This window comes from Oleisolibacter albus, assembly GCF_003336875.1.
Taxonomy (GTDB): Bacteria; Pseudomonadota; Alphaproteobacteria; order Azospirillales; family Azospirillaceae; genus Niveispirillum; species Niveispirillum album.
Genome location: NZ_QGNJ01000003.1, coordinates 164,730 through 186,821, shown reverse-complemented (window position 1 = coordinate 186,821; position 22,092 = coordinate 164,730). Strand labels below are relative to the sequence as shown.

Annotated in this window: 22 protein-coding genes; 13 read left to right on the top strand and 9 right to left on the bottom strand. The window is 71.1% G+C overall.

Features of this window, described 5'->3' with window-relative positions:
* Positions 1-86: 86 nt before the first annotated feature.
* From DK368_RS05775 to DK368_RS05755, 6 genes are all read right to left on the bottom strand, one after another.
* Positions 87-2,060, bottom strand: a complete 1,974-nt coding sequence (locus DK368_RS05775) for an asparagine synthetase B family protein (protein WP_114392889.1) — start codon at positions 2,058-2,060, stop codon at positions 87-89.
* Positions 2,057-2,515, bottom strand: coding sequence for a lasso peptide biosynthesis B2 protein (locus DK368_RS05770; RefSeq protein ID WP_114392887.1), 459 nt, complete (start codon positions 2,513-2,515; stop codon positions 2,057-2,059). The genes DK368_RS05775 and DK368_RS05770 overlap by 4 nt, the downstream gene beginning before the upstream one ends.
* The gene (locus DK368_RS05765; protein ID WP_162305892.1) at positions 2,499-2,864 is read right to left on the bottom strand and encodes a PqqD family protein; all 366 of its coding nucleotides are present in this window, start codon (positions 2,862-2,864) and stop codon (positions 2,499-2,501) included. The genes DK368_RS05770 and DK368_RS05765 overlap by 17 nt, the downstream gene beginning before the upstream one ends.
* On the bottom strand, positions 2,851-3,807 hold the full coding sequence (locus DK368_RS21265; protein ID WP_155524484.1) for a hypothetical protein: 957 nt from the start codon (positions 3,805-3,807) through the stop codon (positions 2,851-2,853). The genes DK368_RS05765 and DK368_RS21265 overlap by 14 nt, the downstream gene beginning before the upstream one ends.
* Before the next feature lie 631 nt (positions 3,808-4,438).
* The gene (locus DK368_RS22255; RefSeq protein ID WP_275668475.1) at positions 4,439-4,561 is read right to left on the bottom strand and encodes a hypothetical protein; all 123 of its coding nucleotides are present in this window, start codon (positions 4,559-4,561) and stop codon (positions 4,439-4,441) included.
* Positions 4,562-4,739: 178 nt separating this feature from the next.
* Positions 4,740-6,233: a PstS family phosphate ABC transporter substrate-binding protein gene (locus DK368_RS05755; protein ID WP_114392881.1), complete on the bottom strand. Its 1,494-nt coding sequence runs from the start codon at positions 6,231-6,233 to the stop codon at positions 4,740-4,742.
* 511 nt (positions 6,234-6,744) lie between these two features.
* Between DK368_RS05755 and DK368_RS05750 the strand changes: the two genes are divergently transcribed.
* The 11 genes from DK368_RS05750 to DK368_RS05705 are packed head-to-tail and all read left to right on the top strand — an operon-like array spanning position 6,745 to position 16,890.
* Positions 6,745-8,502 (top strand): GspE/PulE family protein, encoded by a 1,758-nt coding sequence (locus tag DK368_RS05750; protein WP_240002348.1) that lies wholly within the window; start codon positions 6,745-6,747, stop codon positions 8,500-8,502.
* The gene (locus tag DK368_RS22250; protein ID WP_205028069.1) at positions 8,483-9,757 is read left to right on the top strand and encodes a type II secretion system F family protein; all 1,275 of its coding nucleotides are present in this window, start codon (positions 8,483-8,485) and stop codon (positions 9,755-9,757) included. Before DK368_RS05750 ends, DK368_RS22250 begins: the two co-directional genes overlap by 20 nt.
* Entirely contained in the window at positions 9,754-10,263 is a 510-nt protein-coding gene (gene gspG / locus DK368_RS05740; RefSeq protein WP_114392879.1) for a type II secretion system major pseudopilin GspG, read from the top strand. Before DK368_RS22250 ends, gspG begins: the two co-directional genes overlap by 4 nt.
* Entirely contained in the window at positions 10,263-10,697 is a 435-nt protein-coding gene (locus tag DK368_RS05735) for a prepilin-type N-terminal cleavage/methylation domain-containing protein (protein WP_114392877.1), read from the top strand. The genes gspG and DK368_RS05735 overlap by 1 nt, the downstream gene beginning before the upstream one ends.
* Positions 10,694-11,086 carry a type IV pilus modification PilV family protein gene (locus DK368_RS05730; RefSeq protein ID WP_114392875.1) on the top strand — a complete coding sequence of 131 codons (393 nt, stop codon included), beginning with the start codon at positions 10,694-10,696 and terminating at the stop codon, positions 11,084-11,086. The genes DK368_RS05735 and DK368_RS05730 overlap by 4 nt, the downstream gene beginning before the upstream one ends.
* Positions 11,073-11,741 (top strand): prepilin-type N-terminal cleavage/methylation domain-containing protein, encoded by a 669-nt coding sequence (locus DK368_RS05725; protein ID WP_205028063.1) that lies wholly within the window; start codon positions 11,073-11,075, stop codon positions 11,739-11,741. Before DK368_RS05730 ends, DK368_RS05725 begins: the two co-directional genes overlap by 14 nt.
* Positions 11,738-12,775 (top strand): PilN domain-containing protein, encoded by a 1,038-nt coding sequence (locus DK368_RS21605; protein ID WP_162305891.1) that lies wholly within the window; start codon positions 11,738-11,740, stop codon positions 12,773-12,775. Before DK368_RS05725 ends, DK368_RS21605 begins: the two co-directional genes overlap by 4 nt.
* The gene (gene gspM / locus DK368_RS05720) at positions 12,772-13,380 is read left to right on the top strand and encodes a type II secretion system protein GspM (RefSeq protein ID WP_162305890.1); all 609 of its coding nucleotides are present in this window, start codon (positions 12,772-12,774) and stop codon (positions 13,378-13,380) included. Before DK368_RS21605 ends, gspM begins: the two co-directional genes overlap by 4 nt.
* A 1-nt stretch (position 13,381) precedes the next feature.
* On the top strand, positions 13,382-13,837 hold the full coding sequence (locus tag DK368_RS05715; RefSeq protein ID WP_114392869.1) for a hypothetical protein: 456 nt from the start codon (positions 13,382-13,384) through the stop codon (positions 13,835-13,837).
* Between the two features lie 24 nt (positions 13,838-13,861).
* A complete protein-coding gene (gene gspD / locus DK368_RS05710) occupies positions 13,862-15,997 on the top strand; it encodes a type II secretion system secretin GspD (protein WP_162305889.1) in 2,136 nt (711 codons plus the stop codon).
* A complete protein-coding gene (locus DK368_RS05705) occupies positions 15,994-16,890 on the top strand; it encodes a type II secretion system minor pseudopilin (protein ID WP_114392865.1) in 897 nt (298 codons plus the stop codon). The genes gspD and DK368_RS05705 overlap by 4 nt, the downstream gene beginning before the upstream one ends.
* 74 nt (positions 16,891-16,964) lie before the next feature.
* Here DK368_RS05705 and DK368_RS05700 read toward each other — a convergent pair whose 3' ends face one another.
* On the bottom strand, positions 16,965-17,489 hold the full coding sequence (locus DK368_RS05700) for a prepilin peptidase (protein ID WP_162305888.1): 525 nt from the start codon (positions 17,487-17,489) through the stop codon (positions 16,965-16,967).
* 248 nt (positions 17,490-17,737) lie between these two features.
* Here DK368_RS05700 and DK368_RS05695 point away from each other — a divergent pair, with 248 nt between their 5' ends.
* A complete protein-coding gene (locus DK368_RS05695) occupies positions 17,738-18,490 on the top strand; it encodes an SDR family NAD(P)-dependent oxidoreductase (protein ID WP_205028061.1) in 753 nt (250 codons plus the stop codon).
* A 26-nt stretch (positions 18,491-18,516) separates the two neighbouring features.
* Here the strand turns inward: DK368_RS05695 and DK368_RS05690 are convergent, their stop codons facing one another.
* Both DK368_RS05690 and DK368_RS05685 read right to left on the bottom strand, forming a co-directional pair.
* Positions 18,517-19,719 (bottom strand): CaiB/BaiF CoA transferase family protein, encoded by a 1,203-nt coding sequence (locus DK368_RS05690; RefSeq protein ID WP_114392861.1) that lies wholly within the window; start codon positions 19,717-19,719, stop codon positions 18,517-18,519.
* A gap of 73 nt (positions 19,720-19,792) precedes the next feature.
* Positions 19,793-20,974 (bottom strand): acyl-CoA dehydrogenase, encoded by a 1,182-nt coding sequence (locus DK368_RS05685; RefSeq protein ID WP_114392859.1) that lies wholly within the window; start codon positions 20,972-20,974, stop codon positions 19,793-19,795.
* 203 nt (positions 20,975-21,177) lie between these two features.
* Here DK368_RS05685 and DK368_RS05680 point away from each other — a divergent pair, with 203 nt between their 5' ends.
* A complete protein-coding gene (locus DK368_RS05680) occupies positions 21,178-22,086 on the top strand; it encodes a LysR family transcriptional regulator (RefSeq protein WP_114392857.1) in 909 nt (302 codons plus the stop codon).
* Positions 22,087-22,092 lie beyond the last annotated feature (6 nt).

Genomic DNA, 22,092 nt, shown 5'->3' with positions numbered 1-22,092 from the left:
GGCATGGGCCGAGCGCGGGCGGGGGATCAGGGGAATGGCTTGACGGGCCGGCAGCCGTGCCAGGCTGAACCGGAAGGGGCGCCGGGTCAGGCGTTGCCGCCCTCCACCCGGCGCAGGAAGCGTCCGACGCCAATGCCGCGCAGCAGGGCCGCCCGGTATTGATCGTTCAGTACCGACTGGTTCCAGCCCATGGCCGCCAAGTCGGCCGTCGGCGTGTCGGCAGCGGGCAGGCTGTCCACCAGATCCTGCATCCGGGCGACATCCAGGGCACGGCCGGCCAGACCGGACCGGGCCTGGCGCTGCACCTCCTCGGCCAGTTCGTCGCGGGCGGCGACGACCCCCTCGTACCAGTCGGCAGCCTGCAGGCCTCGGCAGCGCCGGCGCAGCAGGGCCGGCGGCAGCAATCCCGCCATGGCATCGCGCAGCAGGGCAGCGCGGCGGCCGCCATCGATATAGTGGCGCTCCGGCACCGACAGGCAGAATTCCAGCAGCTGCCGGTCAAGCAGCGGGTTGCGGCGGTCGATCCCTGCCAGCGCGGCGTCGGCAGCGACATAGGGGCCGGGATCAATGCGCTGAAAGCACTGTTTCCGCACAGTCCAGCCATCGGCTGGCGGCGGATCGCTGAAGCGGCGGTAACCCTTCTGGTCATACAGGCGCTCCAGGCCGGACGCCGCCGCGAACTCCGGTACCAGCATACTGAACTGGCTGGTACTCCCGATGGCATGCCGCCCGGCCAGCCGACGTAGCTGCCGGTGCAGGCCCGGCGGCAGATGCGGCGCCAGCGCCAGCCACAGGCCGCGCAGGGCCGCCCGGTTGTCCCGGTGCATGCCGGCCAGCAGCCGGGCCAGCTCAAGCCAGCGGCCCCGGATGAACAGCTGGGGCAGATACTTCTCGCCCTCATAGCTGACGCCGAAATTGCCGCCGGCACCACTCAGCAGGACCCGCGCGCCCCCCTGACGCGCCTGCTGCGCCAACCGGCTGGTCCAGACGGCGTTGCAGGGGTTCAGCACCGGCAGATCCGTATGCTGAAGGAACAGATCCACGGTCTGCAGGTGCGAGCGCGTGCCCGAGGGGACCAGCATATGGTCGATGTTGGGGTGGAGCGCCGCCACCCGGGCCGCCAGGGTGGATTCGTCCACCACCCGACCGGCACCGGCCGAGGCCGGGAAGCCGGACCGCGGCACCGCGGTCAGCGCCAGCAGCCGTTTGCCAGCCGTCCCCAGCAACGAGGCGGCGATGGAAGTCACCGAGCTGCTGTCGAGGCCGGCGCTGAGCATGCTGGCCACCGGACCGCTGCTGCGCAGCCGGCAGCGCACGGCGCGGGTCATCTCCGCCCGCAGCGCCTCGGCATAATCCTGCTGCCGCGGCAGATGCAACTCCCGGCCGCGGTCGGGGTTCCAATAGCGATGCAGCCGCACCCCGTCGGCGTCGGCCAGCAGCAGATGGCCGTTGGGAACCCGCTTGATGTCGCGATACAGCGTGTCCGGCCCCTCCAGCATCAGCAGCGCCAGATAGGCGGCCAGTTGGCTGTCATCGATGGTGCGGGAGATCTCGGGCACGGCGAACAGGCCCCGCGGCATGCTGGCGAAGGCGATGCCGTCGCCACAGCGGGCCCAGAACAGCGGCCGGGTGCCGGTGGCATCGCGCGCCAGCAGCAACCGCCGTTCCTGCGTGTCCCACAGGGCGAAGGCGAAATCCCCCAGCAGCCGGGCCACGCAGCCCACGCCCCAGCGGCGATAGGCGTCCAGGATCAGCCGCGATTCCACCCGCGGCTGCGCCGATTCCGGCGGCCAGCCCAGTTCGTCAGCCAGTTCGGCGCCATTGTCGATGCGGGCATCGGCCACCAGCACGTGGCGGCCATCGGCGGACACCAGCGGCTGCCGGTCATAGAGATCCTCGGGCAGCACGGACAGCTGGCGCCAGACCAGGGCGATCCCGTCGCCCCGCCATTGGCCCTTGCGGTCCGGACCATAGGCCGACAGGCCGCCGCCCATGCGTTCCACCACCGCCAGCAGGTCGGGCCGATCCCTGCCGGGCCAGAAACCGCCGATCGCGCTCATTCCGCCACGTCCTGCTGTTGCTCCGCCGGCATCGGCGGAAAGGTCGCCACCACGGCGAAGCCGGGCGCCTCGCGCCCGCCCACCACATCGCAGCCGGCGGCGCGGACCCAGACATGGGCCTTCAGCGCTCCGTCCGCCTGTTTCAGCCCATAGTAAAGCCGGCTGCCGACCCGGCGGCGGGCCAGCATCATCTGCGCCGCCAGTCCCTGGGGGAAACAGACGGCGGGCACCGGCCCGCGCCGGGCGGCCGTGCGCACGGCCCAGCCGACGCGCCGCACCCGCTCCGGCGCTTGCAGCCCGCTTTCCCGGTCACCGCCGGCCCGGACCATCAGGCGGGCCAGGGTGCGGAAGGGCAGCAGCAGCAGCGCCAGCCGTGCGACGGCGAGACAGAGAACCGCTTCCGCCAGCAGGCCGTAATCGGCCGGCGGCCGCCGCCACCTAGTCCTGCGGCGCATCGATCAGAACCAGCCCCTTGGCCTGCATGCGGCGCAGCAGGGTCAACACCTCGGCCTGGCAGACCTCCGGTGTGACACGGAACCGAGCCAGCAGATCCTCGCACAGGTCGCGCACCCGTGTGGCTGTCTCGATCCCGTCCCAGATGCGGGTGCCGACCGGGTTCAACCCGAAGCAGGTGCCGGCCGACACATCCAGCATCATCACCTCCGCCCCGATCTTGGTGGCCAGGATGTCGGGATTGCGGCGGATCACACTGTCCAGGCCGAGACTGCCCGGATCGGGGGAGGCAGAGACGGCGGCAAGGGTGGTCGCAGGGGTGGTCGCGGTCGTCACGTCAGTTCTGTGCATGCTCGTCACCATGGGAAACCGTAGAAATGCCGGGTGCGTCGGGCCGGGCTGCGGCCAGGGTCCGGTGATGCGCGAGCAGCAGATCGACACTGTCCTGCATGCGCCCCAGATCCCAGGGCCGGGTCAGGCGGAACACGGGGACCTGGGCGGCCAGACGGGCGCAGGCCAGACGCAGGGCCGCGCCTTGCCCGCTGCGCAGCGCATAATGCCGCCGGAAGATATTGGCCCATACCGCCTCCAAAGCGGACAGGCCGGATATCGGGGCGATGCCCGGCACCTCCCCCCGGTCGAGGATGTACAGCGCCCGCAGCGGCGCCGGCCGGGCCGCGGCCTGTGGCGGCGGCGGCAGCGCCCGCTTGTCCAGCTGGTGCTGCACCGGCGGCAGCCGGTCGGCATCATGGCCCAGCGCGGTCAGGGCATCGCGCCACAGCTTCAGCCGGCGGACGCCGGGAAAGGCCAGGGCCCGGTCCGCGTCCAGGCGCAGGATACAGAGATCATCGGTCATCAGCCCGTGCCCCTGCGCCGCCAGATGGGCGGCCAGGGTGGACTTGCCATGGCCGGACGGGCCGGAAAAGGCAACGACACCCGCATCCGGCCCCAGCGCCACGGCACTGGCATGCAGCGGCAGCAGGCCGCGCTGATGCGCCAGCGCCCCCAGCCCGGACCCCAGCAGGAAGGTGCGGATTCCAGCCGGGTCGTCCGGCGCCGTGGGCCGGATTTCCAGGGTCTCGCCCCCACGGATCACCAGGCTGCAGGGCGGCGGATGCAGGGCGATCTCCCCGTCGGAGAAGACGGGACCGCCCGGCCGGTCGGGGTCCGCTGCCCCGGCCAGGGTGATGCGGATGGCGGCCTTCCCTGCACCCCCGGCATCCGGCGCCAGTTCCGGCAGGGGGAACGGGCAGGCGATCGGCCGGTCCAGCCCCTGATAATACCAGATGCTCATGGATCCACTTCCTCGGCCTTCCGCGGCAACGCTTCCCGATTCCCCGGACTGTTCCAACCGTCATGCTGTCAGCGATCGTGATACCCCCATGCAGACGGGAACAATCTTATCGAAGGGGCGACATCTTTATGCGTATGGCCTATGTGATTTTCAACATCAGTTTTATCGTCATTCAAATTTCACAATTATTAATAATCATTTCCTCAATATCTGCCACCGCATTACTGGACATTTTCTTGGCAGAACCGGCATCGGAAACAAGGGACTGCGTGGGGTGAGCCGTATACGATCTGCGCATTTACGGCTGGCCTCTACGCTCGGCCCTGCCTATGCCTGCGCTGCCGGATCGAGGTGCGGCCATGCCAGCTTTCACCGCCGGCCGTCGGACCGCCGGCGGTGTTGAGACCACAGGACCGGTCGTCCCCTTCTGTCTTCCCCCGCACAGGCGGAGCGGACAGTGGGGGACACAGACCGCGCCTCCCCGGGTGCCCGGCTGCGCGAGCACGACGCCGGGGTACGGGCCACCGCCCCCAGACGGAGCGCAGGCGATTCGGCCCCGAAAAACAAACCCTCCCGTCCGGGGACGGGAGGGTCGTTCAGAGCCGGCCGATGCGATCCGGCGCCGGCAAGATCAACTGTTGTAGGTATCCGTGTCGGCCAGGGTGGGTTCAGTAAATCCGGATTCCGCCGCGTTCACGGGCAGTTCCACCATCTCCGGCGTCTGCCATTCCAGCTTTTCCGTCACCATCATCATCCTCTTGCTCTGCGTTATAGTCCTGATTGGACTTACACGCTTTTTACCCGACAGCCGTATGTCTGTCTAAATCACTGATCGATCTTCACAATACAATCATATATCTTAATGATCGGCAGGACAAAAGACCCCCGCCTGGCGGGCGGGGGTCGAAGTCATGGGCCTTTGTCTGCCTGGATCAGGCGCCGGTGCCCGTCACGCCGGACGCGCAGGTGCCGGCTTCCTTGGAGCCGATCGCCAGGCTGGAGCTGCTGTTGAAGAAGGTGCTGGTGATGGCGTTCCGCAGCGCGGTCGGAAGGGCAACAAAGCCGGCCTGCCCCAGCAGCGGCGTCACCACAGAGGGCGTGTTGTAGTACCAGTAGAGATAGCCGGGGGTGGCGCCGCTGGCATTGGTGCCGGCCACGGCCAGACGCCGGGCCTCCGTGCTGTAGCAGCTGTAGACCAGATGATTGCTGGTGCCGATGATGGGATAGCCGGCGGTGGGGTTCTCGATGGCCGAGTTGGCCGCCAGCGGCGCCCACTTGGCCGGATCGGCGGCATCAGCACCGGTCGGAGGAGTGAAGCCCACGGCAAGGGAAGCCGCCGTGATGCCGGCCACATTCGGATCGTAGGCGGTGCCGTTATTGGCGTTGATGATGCGGGCGGCGGTGATGCCATAGCCGGCCCAGGCGCTGCCCGGACGGGCATGGTTCAGGCCATTGACGGCATCGGACAGGTAATCGTTGCTGAGATAGCCGATGCGGATGGTGTTGGCCGGGGTGGCGGTGCTGTAGTTCAGGGCGGCGGCCACGCCGTCATTGCCATTGGCCAGGGTGGTGTAGATGCCGCTGTTCGGCAGGGTCTGGGTCCCTTCCGGATTGCTGAACACGCCACCGCAGGCCGAGGCCAGGAAGCGGGTGAACAGCTCGGTGGTGCCGGACCCGTCCGAGCGGCCGACCAGCTGGATGGCCAGGCCGTTCAGGGTGGTGATGCTGCCGGTGAAGATGCCGCAGACATCGCTCTGGCTCAGGGTCACGCGGCCCAGGCTCTGCTCGACGCCATTTTCATCGCGGTAGGTCGGGTCGAAGGCCACGGCGACGGCGGCATACAGCGCCGGCACCTGGATCACGGCGCCATAGTTGGCGACGAAGTTCTTGTAGTCGTTGGCATTGCTGGGATCGTCGGCCACGCCGTCGGCGCGGATGTCAACCGTGCCCTGGACATTGTCGGTGGCACCGGCGGAGGCCAGGGCCGCCAGCTGGGCCGTGGTCAGCGCCGCGTCGGAGCCGCTGAACAGCGGCATGGTGCTGTTCAGGGTCAGCAGGCTGCTATCCGCCGCCCGCACCTGGAAGCCGGCCGCGGAGCTGTCCTTGTCGGTATAGAGATAACGGGCCGCATCATTGGCGATGTAGCCCTCGATGCCGCGGCCCGAGCCGGTGGAGACATAGCCCAGCGACACGCCGCTGTTCACGGTGCCAGGGCAGCCGCTGTAGTTGGCGATGACCTGGTCGGTGTTGTTGTTGACATGCAGCGTCTGGTCGGTGTTGCCGTAGCAGTTCATCGCCTGGGTGTAATAGGCGTTGGGCAGGCTGGCGCCGCCGGCCAGATAGGCGTCCTCGGCCGCCGCGGTCTGGGCGAAGCCGGCGCCGGCCAGAGCGGTGGCGGCCAGCAGAAGGCTGTGAATGCGCGTCATCGATCACTCCCTGATTGTCGGTCTATAGGCAATATTCGATGGTCTGCCCGGATGGTTATCCGGCACAGGAACAGTGTTCACGGCAATGACCCGTGTAGAACAGGAACCCTTGCCGTCGCACCCCCCACACCGGAATGACGCATCGGGCCGGCAGACCATATATCCGTGGGGTTGCATTGGTAAAATGATCGTATCGTGAAAGATTGATGTCGCATGCTTAAAATGCCGTGGAGTTGCGCGGATTTCCGACATCATCGCCATATTGGGTATGTCCTTATGGGTGGCGACAGCCTCAGCACCCACCCCACACCACATCTTTGAGGCGATGTCGCCGGCCCGATCATAAAAACGCAATATATGTTACGAATATTGTTTCATGCCGCCCGAAATCATATTGTCATTTGACCGCGAGTCCACAAAGACGTCATATACATGAACTTTTCGAGCGACTACTTATGTAGTCAGAGCGGCCCTGCCGGAGCGGCGGGGTGCGGAAGGGGAGTGTGCTGGTGTGACGGACCCGCGGACGCTGCCACGGCCGGCCCTGGATTCTGCCCCGGACCCGACCCTGGATTCCGGCCCGGCCGCCCATGCCGCTGTGGCGCCGCTGCCGGCTGGCGGCGACCTGGACCGCATCCTGCTGGAGCGGGCGCTGGTCAGCCCCGATGGTCTGGCCCGCGCCCGGCTGGTGCGGGACCAGACCGGCGACCGGCTGGATGCGGTGCTGACCCGGCTGGGTCTGGTCAGCGAACAGGCGTTGGCGGAAGCGCTGGCGGCGGCCTGCGGCCTGCCGCTGATGCGGCCCGGCGACTGGCCGCAGGCGGCGCACGGGACCGACCGCGCCGGCCCGCGCTTCCTGCGCAGGGTGCGGGCACTGCCCCTGGGCCAGCCCGGCGCGGTGCTGGAGCTGGCGGTGGCCGATCCCACCGATCCCTATCCGGCCCGCGCCCTGTCCTTCGCCTTCGGCCGGCCGGTGGCGCTGCGGGTGGCGCGGCTGGGCGACCTGGACGCCGCCATCGACCGGCTGTATGGCGGCGAGGCCGGCCCCGCCCCCGCCGATGACGCCAGCGCCGACGATGCCGATCTGGAACGGCTGCGCGATCTCAGCAGCGATGCGCCGGTGGTGCGCGCCGTCAATGCGCTGATCGCCCGCGCCGCGGAGGCCCGCGCCTCCGACATCCATATCGAACCCACCGAGGACCGGCTGCGGGTGCGGCTGCGGGTCGACGGCGCCCTGCGCGAGATCGAGGGATTTCCGGCCGGGCTGCGCGGCCCGCTGGTGTCGCGCATCAAGGTCATGGCCGGGCTGGACGTGGCCGAACGGCGCCTGCCCCAGGATGGGCGGCTGCGGCTGGCCGTGCGCGGGCACGACATCGATTTCCGCGTGGCCACCGCCCCCACCATCCATGGCGAATCGGTGGTGCTGCGCATCCTCGACCGGTCCGGCCTGGCGCTGGAGCTGGAGACGCTGGGCTTCGGGCCGGACCTGCTGCCGCTCTATCGCGGCATCCTGGACCGGCCGCACGGCATCACCCTGGTGACCGGTCCCACCGGCAGCGGCAAGACCACCACGCTCTATGCCTCGCTGGCCGTGCTGAACACGCCCGACCGCAAGATCCTCACCGTCGAGGACCCGGTGGAATACCGGCTGGAGGGGGTGAACCAGATCCAGGTCAAACAGCAGATCGGCCTGGATTTCGCCGCCACCCTGCGCTCCTTCCTGCGCCAGGACCCGGACGTCATCATGGTGGGGGAGATCCGCGACCTGGAAACGGCCCAGGTGGCGGTACAGGCGGCGCTGACCGGCCACGCCATCCTGTCCACCCTGCACACCAACGACGCCGCCAGCGCCTTCACCCGCCTGCTGGACATGGGGGTGGAGCCGTTCCTCATCGCCTCCACCGTCAACGCCGCGCTGGCGCAGCGGCTGGTGCGCCGCCTCTGCCCCCACTGCCGCCAGCCCGCCCCCGCCGGGTGGGTCCCGCCCCTGCCGCCCGGCCTGACCCAGCCGGCCGGCGCCCGCTTCTGGCAGCCCGCGGGCTGTCCCGCCTGCCATGGCGAGGGCTTCCGCGGCCGGCTGGCCGTGCTGGAGCTGCTGCCCATGGACGAGGCCGTGGCCCGGCTGGTGCTGGCCCGGGCCGAGGCCCGCGACATCCGCCGCGCCGCCCAGCAGGCGGGCATGCGCGCCATGCTGGCCGACGGCCTGGCCAAGGCCATGGCCGGGGAGACGACGCTGGAGGAGGTGCTGCGTGTCACCCAGGACGCCTGAGACCACCGGCCTGTCCCCCGGCCACCCGGCCCCCGGCCGGACCCTGAAGCGCTTCCGCTACCGGGCCGTGCTGCCCGGCACCGGCGAGGTGCGGCAGGGCACGGTGGAGGGGGCGGACCAGAGCGCCGCGCTGCACCGGTTGCGGGCCGACGGGCTGCTGCCCATCGAGGCCCACGAGATCGCCGCGGCGGCAACACCGGACGGGCTGGCCGTGGATCGCCGCGCCCGCGCCCGCCTGCCCGACAGTCTGGGCGAACTGGCCGTGCTGCTGGGCGCCGGCCTGCCGCTGGAGCGGGCGCTGGCCGTGGTGGCGGAAACGGCCCCGCATCCCGGACTGCGCGCCGCCTTCGCCGGGCTGCGCGCCCAGGTCAAGGCCGGGGAGCCGCTGTCGCGCGCCATGGCCGGCCTGCCCGGCCTGTTTCCCCCCGTTTCCTGCGCCATGGCCGAGGCGGGGGAGATGAGCGGGCGGCTGGATGCCGGCCTGTCGCGGCTGGCCGAGCTGCTGGAACGCGCCGCCGCCCTGCGCCAGACCCTGATCTCGGCCCTGATCTATCCGGCCATGCTGGCCCTGGTGGCGATGGGCGCCATCGGCGTCATGCTGGGGCTGGTGGTGCCGCAGTTCGAGACGCTGTTCGCCGACATGAAGGGGGAGCTGCCGCCGGCCACGGCCCTGGTGCTGGGCGCCAGCACCGCCCTGCGCCAGCACGGGCTGACCGCCCTGGCCCTGCTGGCGCTGCTGGGGCTGGGACTGGCGCGCTGGCTGAAGCGTCCCGCGGTCCGGGCAGCGCTGGACCGGCAGGTGCTGCGCCTGCCGCTGCTGGGGCCGCTGCTGTCCACGGCGGAAACGGCCCGCTTCGCCCGCACCCTGGCCGGGCTGGTGGAGGCGGGGGTGCATCTGCCGGTGGCGCTGGCCATCGCCCGCAAGGCCCTGGGCAACAGCCATATGGGTGCCGCGGTGGAGCAGGTGGCCGCCGGCCTGCGCGAGGGGGGCGGCCTGTCCGGTCCCCTGGCCGCCACCGGCTGCTTTCCGCCCATCGCCCTGAATTTCCTGCGCACCGGCGAGGAGACAGCCCAGCTGCCGCTGATGCTGACCCGGCTGGCCGATGTGCTGGACCGCGACCTGCGCACGGCGACGCAGCGGCTGATGTCGGTGCTGACGCCCGCCATCACCGTGATCCTGGGCCTGATCGTGGCCGGGATCATCGCCGCCATCCTGTCCGCCATCCTTGGACTCAACGATCTGGCCCTGCGATGAAAATCCTCCTCCCCTCCCCCGCCCGTCCGGCCCCCGTCCGTCCCGCGACGCCCCCCGACACCCGCGCGTCCGGCCCCGGGTCAGGCCCCCGCCGGTCCGGCCGCGAGGCCGGCTTCACCCTGCTGGAACTGCTGGTGGTTCTGGCGATCCTGGGCCTGCTGGCCGCCGTCGTCGGCCCGCAGGTGCTGAAATATCTCGGCTCCTCCCGTGCGCAGACGGCGCGGGTGCAGATCCAGAACATCGTCTCCAGCCTCGATCTCTACCGGCTGGATGTGGGCCGCTATCCCAGCGAGAAGGAGGGGCTTAAGGCCCTGGTCGAACCGCCGCCCGGCGTCGTCGGCTGGAACGGCCCCTATCTGCGCAAGGCCGAGGGGCTGACCGACCCCTGGGGCGTCCCCTACGGCTATCACTATCCCGGCAAGCGGGCCGAACTGGAGGTGTTCACCCTGGGCGCCGATCGGGCCGAGGGCGGCAGCGGCGAAAACCAGGATATCGGGACCTGGTGATGCCCCCCCGCAGCGCCCAGGCCGGCTTCACGCTGATGGAGATGCTGGTGACGCTGGCCGTCGCCGCCCTGATCGGCGCCATCGCCGCGCCGCGGCTGGAGCTGGCCGTGCAGGCGCTGGAGCTGGGCGGCAGCGCCCGCCAGCTGGCCCTGGATCTGGCGCGCGCCCGGGCCATGGCCCTGCGCCGGGGTGAGGTCGTGGCGCTGTCGCTCCTGTCCGACGGACAGGGCTATCGCAGTCCCGCCGGAACGGTACGGCTGCCGGCCGGGCTGCGGCTGGACGGACCGGCGGAGATCCGCTTCGGCGCCGACGGGCAGACCGCCGGCGCCCGCCTGCTGCTGACCGGTACCCGCCGCCGCATCGCCCTGGAGATCGGCCCGGTCGCCGGCACTATCAGCCTGGAGCGGCTGCCTGCCGCCGGGGGGCGGCCATGACGCCACATCCGCCTGCCGGCCGGCCCGGCGGCCGCCGCTCGGCCCAGGCCGGCTTCGCCGTCATGGAAGCCCTGGTGGCCACCCTCATCGTGCTGGCCGCGCTGGGCATGCTCTATCAGGTCATCGGCAGCGGCAGCCGGAACGCCAGCCGCACAGCCCAGATGCGGGACGCGCTGATGCTGGCGCAATCGCGGCTGGCCAGCGTCGGCGCCGATATCCCGCTGCGCCCGGGCCGCTGGAGCGGGCAGGAGAACGGGCTGGTCTGGCAGGTGGAGCTGACCCCCCAGCCCGGCCCGCCCGGCCTTGGCCAGGCCCTGCTGGTCACGGTCCATGCCGGCGGCCGGACCGCGGACGTCACCCTTCGGAGCCTGCGCCTTGCCCGCCCCTGATCCCCGCCGCCAACGCGGCTTCACCCTGATGGAGCTGCTGGTCAGTCTGGCCCTGCTCGGCCTGCTGGCCAGCCTCATCGCCGGGGGCCTGCACACGGGTCAGCGCGTCTGGGAGCGCGGCGACCGGCGCGACCAGATGGTCGACCGGATGGCCGCCGCCCAGCGGGTGCTGCGCGAGCGGCTGGAACGGGCCGCGGTGCAGCCGCCCTCCGCCGTCAGCGACGGGTCGGTCGACTTCACCGGCATGCCGGCCCGGCTGAGCTTCGTTGCCCCGCCGCCGCCCGACGAGGCGCCGGGCACGCTGCGCCTCTATACCCTGACCCTGCGCGACGGCAGCCTGATCCTGTCGTCGGTCAACACCGCCTGGCGCGGCCAGCGCGAGGCGCCGCAGCGCAGCCTGACCCTGGCCGACGGGGTGCAGGCGCTGGATCTGGCCTATTTCGGGTCCGCGGCCCAGGACGCGGCCGGCCCACCCGGCTGGCAGCAGCAATGGCGCCGCCGCAGCACCCTGCCGGCCGCCATCCGCATCCGTCTGCGCTTCGCCGCCGATGATGTCCGGCGCTGGCCGGATCTGGTGATCCGCCCCGGTGCCGACGCCGATGTGGGCTGCCTGATGTACAACCGCACCGACTGCCGGAAAGCAGCCTCCTCATGACCACCGGACCGCTGCACCGCCTCTCCCTGGCCGGATTGGAACCCCTGTGGCGGGCGGCGCGGACCGGCCTCGGCTGGTGGGGCCGCGAACTGGCGCTGCTGGTGCCGCCGGCCCTGGCGCGGCGACTGCACCGGCCACTGGCCATCGTCTGGCTGCAGCCGGAGGGTGTGCGGTGGGGGCGGCTGCAGCACGGCCATTGCCGCCCCGCCCCGGCGTCCGACGGCGCCTCGGCCCTGCTGGTGCTGCCGGCGGAGGAGGTGCTGGAAGCGCGGGTGGAGCTGCCGGCGGCGCTGACGCCGGACGATGCGCAGCGCCTGCTGGCGCTGGAGCTGGACCGCTACACCCCTTTCCCCGCCGCCGCGGCACTGTACAGCCTGGACCCGGCCGGAACGGACGGCGGCAGTCAGCGCCCCTACGCCCTCACCGTGCTGCCTCGGCCGCGGGCCCTGGATCTGGCCCGGCAGGCCGCGGCGGCCGGCGTGCGCCTGGACGGGTTCGTGGTTGCCGGGCCCGATGGGCGGGCGCGGCAGCGGCTGCCGGCTCCGGCGACGGTCGGCATCGGCCTGCGGGCGCAGCTGCGCCGGCACGGCTGGTGGGGGGGCGTGGTCCTGCTGCTGCTGGCCAATCTGGGCCTGCTGCTGGGCCGCGATATGGCCGGGCTGGCGGCGCTGGAGACCGAGGTGGCGTCACAGCGCGATCTGGCCGCCCGCGCCGCCGGCCTGCGCCGGTCGGTGGAGGAGGAGGAGGCTCGCCGCGCCACCCTGCTGCGGGACAAGCAGGCGGCGGCCCCGCTGCCGCTGCTGGAGGCGGTGGCGTCCGCCCTGCCCGACGGGGCCTGGGTGCTGCGGCTGGAATGGGACCCGGCCGGCCCCCGCCTGCATCTGGTGGGGGAAGCCGATCCGGCGATCGATGTGCTGGCGCTGATCGAGGCCTCCCCCCGCCTGGAGCAGGCGCAGACGGCCACGGCCGCTCCGGCCGCCACCGCGGGCAAACGTCCCTTCGACATCACCCTGCGTCCGGAGAGCAGCCCATGATCGCACTGCCGCAGCGCCCCCTGTCCGCACGGGAACGACGGCTGGTCGCCGCCGGGCTGCTGCTGCTGGCCCTGGCCGCCGGCTGGTCGCTGCTGCTGCACCCGGTCCTGGAGGGCATGGCGGAGCGGGCCGAACGGCGGGAGCTGCTGCTGCGGGAACGGGAGCGCAGCCAGCGCCTGCTGGCCGGGCTGGCATCGTGGCGGGCGGCGGCCGAGCGGCAGCGGCAGAGCGCCGGCGATTTCGCCCTGCAGGCACCCACGCCGGCCCTGGCCGCCGAGGCGCTGCTGGTTCGGCTGCGCGATCTGGTTGCGGCCCAGGGCGCCGGCACCGCCGCCGTCACGGCGCTGGACGCCGACGACCGCTGGCCGGGCTGGGTCCGCGCCCGCATCGAAGGGCCGCTGACCGAGGCGCAGCTGACGGCGCTGCTGCACCAGCTGGAGGCGCCGCCGCATCTGGTGCTGACCGATCTGGCCATCAGCGCCAGCCCCCTGCCCACGGCGCCGGACCAAAGCCGGCCGGTGGAGGTGCGGCTGGATCTGGCTGCCCCCGTTGCTTCCGCCAACGCCCCAGCCGCCGACCCGGCCACAGCCATGGAGGGCCGCTGACATGCGCCGTCTCCGCCTGCCGCCGGCCCTGGCACTGGGTCTGACCGGCCTGCTGGCGGCCCAGATCCTGCTGACGCCGCCGGACATCGCCCCTGCCCCCGGACCGGGCGCCGCACCGCCGCCGCCGGCGGTTGCCGCCGACCCGCCGGTCACGCCGGATCTCGCCGCCCGCCCGCTGTTCACCCGCCTGCGCCGGCCACCGGCCAGCAGCACGGACAATGCGCCCGATGTGGCCGGGCTGGCCGTGGTCGGCATCGTCACCGGCCGGGGGGCCGATATCGCCCTGGTCAAACCCCCGGACGGTCCACCCGGCAGCAAAGCCCGCACCCTGCGCGTGGGCCAGAATCTCGGGGATTGGACCCTGACCGGTATCGAACAGAACGCCCTGATCTTCCGCCGGGGTGACAGCATCCACCGCCTGACCTTCAAACGGCCGCCGCCCGCTCAGCGGCCCTGACCCATGCCCAGCCCCGGATCTGCCATGAGACGACCGACCCTGCGGGGCCCCCTCGCCCTGTTGACCATCCTGGCCCTGGCCACGGGCTGCGCCACGCCCCAGGCCGGCACGCCGCCACAGCCGGCCACCACGACGCCGGCCGCCGCCACACAGCCCCCGGCGGCACCGGCAGCACTGGCCACGGCCCAGGCCGGTCCTGGGCCGGCCACACTGCCGCAATCGCCGTCCACCCGCATCGTGCGCGGCTCCGGTACCTTTCTGGCCCCGCCGCGAGCCCTGGCGCAGACCACCCCGGCGGGGGACATCACCCTGGCCTTCGCCGCGGCCGATGTGCGCGATGTGGCCAAATCGGTGCTGGGCGACATTCTGGGGCTGGGCTACAGCGTCGATGCCGCCGCCCAGAGCGTGGTGACGCTGGAAACCGCCCAACCGATCCGGCGCGAGGATGTGCTGCCGACACTGGAACAGGCGCTGCGGACGGCGGGACTGGCGCTGATCCGCCGTGATGGCGGCTACACCATCGTCCCTCTGGCTGAAAGCCGGCGGCAGCCGGCCCTGCTGCCGGCCGATGCCGCGGGCTACGGCACCATGGCGGTACCGCTGCGCTTCGTCGGGGCGGCGGCGCTGAAATCGGTGCTGACGCCGCTGATGGCGGAAGGGGCGCTGACGCAGGCGGATCCGGCCCGCAATCTGTTGCTGGTGACCGGAACCGAAGCCGAACGCCGCAGCATCCGCGACCTGATCGCCCAGTTCGACGTCAACTGGCTGCACGGCATGTCCTTCGCTCTGTTCACACCGCGCCGGACCGATGCCGCCCGGCTGGCGGATGAGCTGGGCCAGATCACCGGGACGGAAGGGTCGCCCATCCGCGACCTGGTCCGGCTGGTACCGATCGAGCGGCTGAACGCCGTGCTGGCCATCTCGCCGCAACCGGCCTATCTGGAGACGCTGCGCGTCTGGATGGAGGAGCTGGACCGGGCTGGGGAGGCCGCGGAGAAGCGGCTGTTCGTCTATCGCGTGCAGAACGGGCGGGCCGGCAATCTGTCCCGCGTCCTGGCCGCGGCCTTCGGCGGTGATCCCGGCACGGACATGGGGGGAAACAGCAGCGGAGCAACGGACACCACCGGCACACGCGCAGCCGGCAATAGCACCAAATCGATGTCCGCCGATGCCGGAGCCGGTCAGCTTGTCGCCGATCCCAGCCGCGCCGACCACGGCATCGCCGGCCCCACGGCCATGGCCGGCGCCGGCACACGCACGATCCAGGTGGCCGAGGGCCGTACCGTCAGCCTGACCGCAGACGAGGAGAACAATGCCCTGGTCATCTATGCGGCCCCGCGTGATTACGAGACCGTGCAGCAGGCGCTGCGCCAGCTGGACGTGGTGCCGATGCAGGTGATGATCGAGGCCGTCATCACCGAGGTGACGCTGAACAATGATTTGCGCTACGGCGTGCAGTGGTATCTGCGCTCCGGCAACCATGGCTTCCGTCTCAGCACCAATGACAATGGCGCCCTGACCCCGACCTATCCCGGCTTCTCCTATCTCTTCGACAATGGCCGCACCATCACCGGTGTGCTGGACGCGCTATCATCGGTGACGGAGACCAAGGTGCTGTCCTCGCCGCAGCTGCTGGTGCTGAACAACCAGACGGCCCTGTTGCAGGTGGGCGATCAGGTGCCGGTGGCCACCGCCTCGGCTGTCAGCACCGTCGGCAGCTCTCCCATCGTGAACTCCATCGACTACCGCGACACCGGCGTCATTCTGCGGGTGACGCCGCGGGTCAATGATGGCGGGCTGGTGCTGCTGGACATCGCCCAGGAGGTCAGCGACGTGACCACGACCCGCACCTCGAAGCTCGACAGCCCCACCATCCAGCAGCGCCGCATCGCCAGCTCGGTGGCGGTGCAGGACGGCCAGTCCATCGCCCTGGGCGGGCTGATCCGCGACAACAGCGACCGCGGCAAGGACGGCGTGCCGCTGCTGAAGGACATTCCGGTGCTGGGGTCGCTGTTCAGCAGCACCAACGACAGCAAGAGCCGGACCGAACTTCTGGTACTGTTGACGCCGCGGGTGGTGCGCGGCAGCCAGGATGCCAGCATGGTGACGGAGGAGCTGCGCCGTAAGCTGCGCAGTCTGGCCCCGCTGGCCGGCTCATGACCCCGGGCCGCCACAGGACGCGCAGGGGGCCGGACGGTGCCGGAGCCGACAGGCGGGCCGGCGAGCGGGGCTTCGCCGTGGCCATGGCCGTGGCCGCCTGTCTGGTCTTCTCCTATCTGGCCCTGGACGTCATCGCCCGCGGCCGCGCCACCCTGCTGACGGTGGAGGCGGAGCGCGTCCGCGCCCGCCTGTCCGCCGCCGCCGATGCCGGCGTGATCCTGGCGCTCCAGGGTCTGGGCAGCGACGATCTGCGCCAGCGCTGGCCTCTGGCGGGTCCGGCACATCACCTGATGTTCGGCGGTACGGCACTGACGGTCACGGTCGAGGATGAGCGTGGCAAGATCGCCCTCAACCAGGCGCCGGAGGCGGAAATCAAACAGCTGCTGGCCGCCGCCGGCCTGGAGGGGGAGACGCTCGACGCCGTGACCGACGCGGTGCTGGACTGGCGCGACAGCGACGACCAGCCGCGCCGGCCCGGAACGGAGGAAAAGGGATACCGGGCCGACCGGCTGCCGGTGGTCCCCCGCAACGGCCCGTTCCGTACCCTGGACGAGCTGGGGGATGTACGCGGTATGTCGGCGAACTTGGTGGAACGGCTGCGGCCGGCCTTGTCCGTCTCCTTCCTCGACCCCGGCCGCTTCGACCCGCGGACCGCAGCTCCCCTGGCCCGCGCGGCGAAATCGGCACTGGATGGCCCCGGGGCGGAACGCCCCCCCGCCGCCCTGGACGGGCGCGGCCCGGCCCTGGACACCGAGATCGCGCCGGACCTGGATGGCCGCCGCCTGACCATCCGGGTTCTGGCCGAAGCCGAGGGCGGACGCTTCATCCGTACCGCCCTGATCGAGTTCACCGGATTGCCCGACGCGCCAGTGCGTGTGATCAGCAGCGAGTAGCGCTTGCATCAGGGCGGCCTGTCCCGGGGCCGACAGTCCCGGCGCCATCAGCATGGTGGCAGCCGGGGCTTTCTCTATCCCGCCAGCAGCGGGCCGTAGAGCCAGGCCAGCCAGCCGGCGCCGGCCAGGAAGGGGCCGAAGGGCAGCGGGGCGCGCCAGTCCGGCCGGGACCCGCGCATGCGCGCCAGCAGCAGCGCAGCCAGCCCGCCCGCGGCGGCCAGGAACAGCAGGCCGGGCAGGGCCTGCCAGCCGGTCCAGGCTCCCAGCCCGGCCAGCAGCTTGGCATCCCCCTGGCCGAGACCGTCATGGCCGCGGACCCGGCGATACAGGCCCGCCAGCAGGCGCAGGACACCATAGCCGGCCAGCGCCCCCAGGACGTGATCCAGGGGCCGCGCCCCATCCAGCAGGGCCGTGGCAGCGGCCCCCGACGCCAGCAGCGTCAGCGTCAGCCGGTCAGGCAGCAGGCCGGTGCGAAGGTCGCTCCAGGCCAGCAGCGTCAGCAGCAGGGCCAGCCCGACCGTCAGCGGCAGGGCCCAGCCGCCACCGGCGGACAGGGGCATCACGGAACAGGCCCAGAGACCCAGGGTCGCGCCGGTCAACAGCGGCCCCCAGGACCTGACCGTGTCCCCCGCCGACAGTCCTCCACCGCCCCATCCCCTGTGCATGGTCTCTCCCGCCGCCGGCCCGTCCGGGGAAAGCGCCACCCCGCTGGCCGGGGTGGACATTCGGGCGCAGTCCCAATGAACCCGGTGCCCGAGGCTTCCCATCTTCCGCTGCCGTTCCAACATAGGCTATCCATGCCCGCAACGGCCCCGCAATCGCGTCGCCTGTCGAGGAGAAGTGACCCATGTCCCAGGGTGAGGCAACCCAGGCCAAAACCATGCTGTTGACCGGGGCCAGCCGTGGCATCGGTCACGCCACGGTGAAGCTGTTCTACCGGCATGGCTGGCGCGTGCTGACGGTGTCGCGGGCGGCGTTCGATGCGGACTGCCCCTGGCCCGGCGGGCGGGAGAACCATATCCAGGCGGACCTGTCCGATCCCGCCGGCTATGAGGCACTGGCCGACGAGGTGCGCAACCGGCTGGGCGGCGGCGGCCTGGGCGCCCTGGTCAACAATGCCGCCATTTCCCCGAAGCAGCCGGGCGGGGCGCGGCTGGGCGTGCATGACACCGACTACGCCACCTGGCTGACCGTCTTCAACGTCAACCTGTTCTCGGCCGCGGCACTGTCGCGCAATCTGCTGCCGGAGCTGCGGGCGTCGAAGGGCACCATCGTCAACGTGACCTCCATCGCCGGCTCGCGCGTCCATCCCTTCGCCGGCGTGGCCTATGCCTGCTCGAAGGCGGCCATGGCGGCGCTGACACGGGAACAGGCCTTCGATTTCGGTCCCTTCGGCGTGCGCGTCAACGCCATCGCCCCCGGGGAGATCCACACCTCCATCCTGTCGCCCGGCACCGACCAGATCGTGGAGACGCAGATCCCGATGAAGCGTCTGGGTGACCCGGCCGAGGTGGCACGGACCATCCTGTTCCTCTGCTCCGCCGACGCCTCCTACATCAACGGCGCCGAGATCCACATCAATGGCGGCCAGCACGTCTGACCGCACCGGGCCACGGCCAGGACGGATCAGGCCACCACGCCCCGGTCCCGCAGATGGTCGATATCCCCTGGCTCCAGGCCCAGCAGGTCGCGCAGGATGGCAGCCGTATCGGCCCCCAGGGCCGGCGGTGCGGCGCTGTCCACCACCGGGCTGGCGGAGAACTTCACCGGGCTGGCCACGCCGGGCACGGCGCCCAGGGTCGGGTGCGGCATCTCCAGGGCCAGACCGCGATGGCGCACCTGCGGGTCGTCGAACATCCGGCCCAGGCTGTTGATGGGGCCGGCCGGCACCTCCGCCGCCTCCAGCCGCTCCAGCCACCAGGCGCCCGGCTGCGTGCGCAGCCGCTCGGACAGCAGGTCGGTCAGGACCAGCCGGTTGGTGACGCGGGCGCTGTTGCTGGCGAAACGGGGATCGTCCGCCAGCGCCTCCAGCCCCAGTACGGCGCACAGGCGCTGGAACTGCCGGTCGTTGCCGACGGCCAGATTGATATGGCCATCCGCCACCGGAAACGTGTCATAGGGGACGATGCTGGGATGGGCATTGCCGAGACGACCGGGGTCGCGCCCGCCCACCAGCCGGTTCAGCGCCTGGTTGGCCATGGCCGCCACCATGCAGTCCAGGAGGGCGATATCCAGCCGCTGCCCCTCGCCCGTGCGCGCACGGTGGTGCAGGGCCGCCAGCATGGCGTTGCCGGCATAAAGCCCGGTGATGATGTCGGCCAGGGCCACGCCGGCCTTCAGCGGCCCGCTGTCGGCGCTGCCGGTCACGCTCATCAGCCCGCTCATGCCCTGGATCAGGAAGTCGTAGCCCAGGCGCTGGGCATAGGGGCCATCCTGGCCGAAGCCGGTGATAGAGCAATAGATCAGGCGCGGATTGACCGCGCGCAGACTGTCATAATCCAGGCCGTACCTGGCCAGTCCGCCGACCTTGTAGTTCTCGACCAGGATGTCGGAGCGGGCCGCCAGATCCCGGACCAGCGCCTGCCCGTCCGCCGTGGTGAAGTCGATGCACAGCGACCGCTTGTTGCGGTTGGCCGTGAGGAAATAGGCGGAGGGGCCGTCCGGCCCGTCCAGGAAGGGCGGACCCCAGCGGCGGGTATCATCCCCCTCCCCCGGCCGTTCGACCTTGATGATCTCCGCCCCGAAATCCCCCAGCATCTGCGTGGCCCAGGGTCCCGCCAGGATGCGGGACAGATCGAGGACGCGGATGCCGGCCAAAGCCCCTGCCATGGATGAACGCTCCCGACTGGAGATGGAGAGACCGGCGCGCCACCGCCGACGCTAGGCGCCCGGCGCCTCGTCCTCAGAAGAATGCCTGGATACCGGTGATGGCCCGGCCCAGGATCAGGGCGTGGATGTCGTGCGTGCCCTCGTAGGTGTTGACGGTTTCCAGGTTCAGCATGTGGCGGATGACCTGGAACTCCTCGGAAATGCCGTTGCCGCCATGCATGTCGCGGGCCTGCCTGGCAATGTCCAGCGCCTTGCCGCAATTGTTCCGTTTCACAATCGAAATCATTTCCGGCGCCACCGTTCCGGCATCGAACAGGCGGCCGACCCGCAGGGAGGCCTGCAGGCCCAGCGCGATCTCGGTCTGCATGTCGGCCAGCTTCTTCTGGACCAGCTGGGTGGCGGCCAGGGGCCGGCCGAACTGCTTGCGGTCCAGCGTGTACCGGCGGGCGGCCTCGAAACAGGCTTCCGCCGCACCCATGGCGCCCCAGGAGATGCCGTAGCGGGCCCGGTTCAGACAGCCGAACGGCCCCTTCAGGCCGGAGACGTTGGGCAGCAGCGCCTCCTCCGGCACCACCACCCCATCCATGACGATCTCGCCGGTGATGGAGGCGCGCAGGGACAGCTTGCCACCGATCTTCGGCGCCGTCAGACCGGGCAGCCCCTTGTCCAGCACGAAGCCGCGGATGGCGCCATCATGGGCGTCAGACTTGGCCCAGACCACGAACACATCGGCGATCGGCGCGTTGGAGATCCACATCTTGCTGCCGGTCAGCCGGTAGCCGTCGGCCACCTTCTCGGCCCGGGTACGCAGGCCGGCGGGATCGGAGCCGGCGTCCGGCTCGGTCAGGCCGAAACAGCCGATCCACTCGCCCGAGGCCAGTTTCGGCAGATAGGTGCGCCGCTGCGCCTCGCTGCCATAGGCGTGGATCGGATGCATGACCAGCGAGGACTGCACGCTCATCATCGAGCGGTAACCACTGTCCACACGCTCGATCTCGCGGGCGACCAGCCCATAGGAGACATAGCCGACGCCGGCGCCGCCATAGGTTTCCGGAACGGTCATGCCCAGCAGGCCCAACGCCCCCATCTCCCGGAAAATGGCGGGATCCGTCTCCTCGGCGGCGAAGGCCTGGGTCACCCGCGGCTGCAGCCGCTCCTGGGCATAGGCGCGGGCGGTGTCGCGGATCATCCGCTCCTCCTCCGTCAGCTGATCCTCCAGCAGGAACGGATCATCCCAGCGGAACGCCTCGGCCATCGCGCATCTCCTCCCCAAATCTCCCGGCAGGCAGCGACCCCGCGCCGGGCTTCCCGCTCCGTTTACGCCGGGATCGGCCCCGGATCAAACCAGCTTTGATCATCCACTTCATGATTTTTACTCATCAACAGGGCAGACCGGACTGGCGATGTCGGCACGGGCGTGTAAAGTCGCCATGATCATCATGCACAGGAAGACCGCCCATGTTCGCCCGCCGCCTGCTGCCCGGCACCGCCGCCCTGGCCGCGTTCGAGGCGGCGGCCCGGCTGGGCAGCTTCACCCGTGCCGCCGCTGAGTTGAACCTGACCCAGGGGGCCATCAGCCGGCATGTGGCCCAGCTGGAGGCGCAGCTGGGCGTCGCCCTGTTCCACCGGGTGCGCCAGCGCATCGGCCTGACCCCCGCCGGCCGTTACTTCGCCGAACAGGCGCGGGAGGTGCTGTCGCGGCTGGCCCAGGCCAGTGCCCGCACCATCGCCTTCGACAGCGGCGGCGGCACGCTGGATCTGGCCATCCTGCCCACCTTCGGCGCCCGCTGGCTGATGCCGCGCCTGCCCGATTTCTTCGCCCGGCACCGCGACATCAGCATCAATTTCTCCACCCGCGTCCGCCCCTTCGATCTGCGGGCGGAGGGGATCGACGCGGCCATCCTCAGCGGCGCGCCGACGGCGCCGGGTCTGGTCTGCCTGCGCTTCCTGGGGGAGGAGCTGGTGCCGGTGGCCGCCCCCGCCCTGGCCGAGCGCGCGCGCGCGCCCGCCGATCTGCTGCACCTGCCGCTGCTGCTGCAGGAAACGCGCCTGGATGGCTGGGACCGCTGGTTCCGGACCCAGGGGCTGCAACGCGGCACGGACCAGCCCGCCCTGGTGTTCGAACAGTTCCTGCTGGTCATCCGCGCCGCGGTCGCCGGGCTCGGCTGTGCCCTGGTGCCCAGCATCCTGGTCCAGGACGAGATCGACAGCGGCGAGTTGCGCAGGCTGCCCGGCCAGCGACTGGACGGGAGCGGTGGCTATCATCTGGTCTATCCGCCGGAGCGGGATGCCTATGGCCCGCTGGCGGCCTTCCGCAGCTGGCTGGTGGAGGCGGCCGGCGCAGCCGCCCGGGCGGCGCCGGTCTGATGCCCC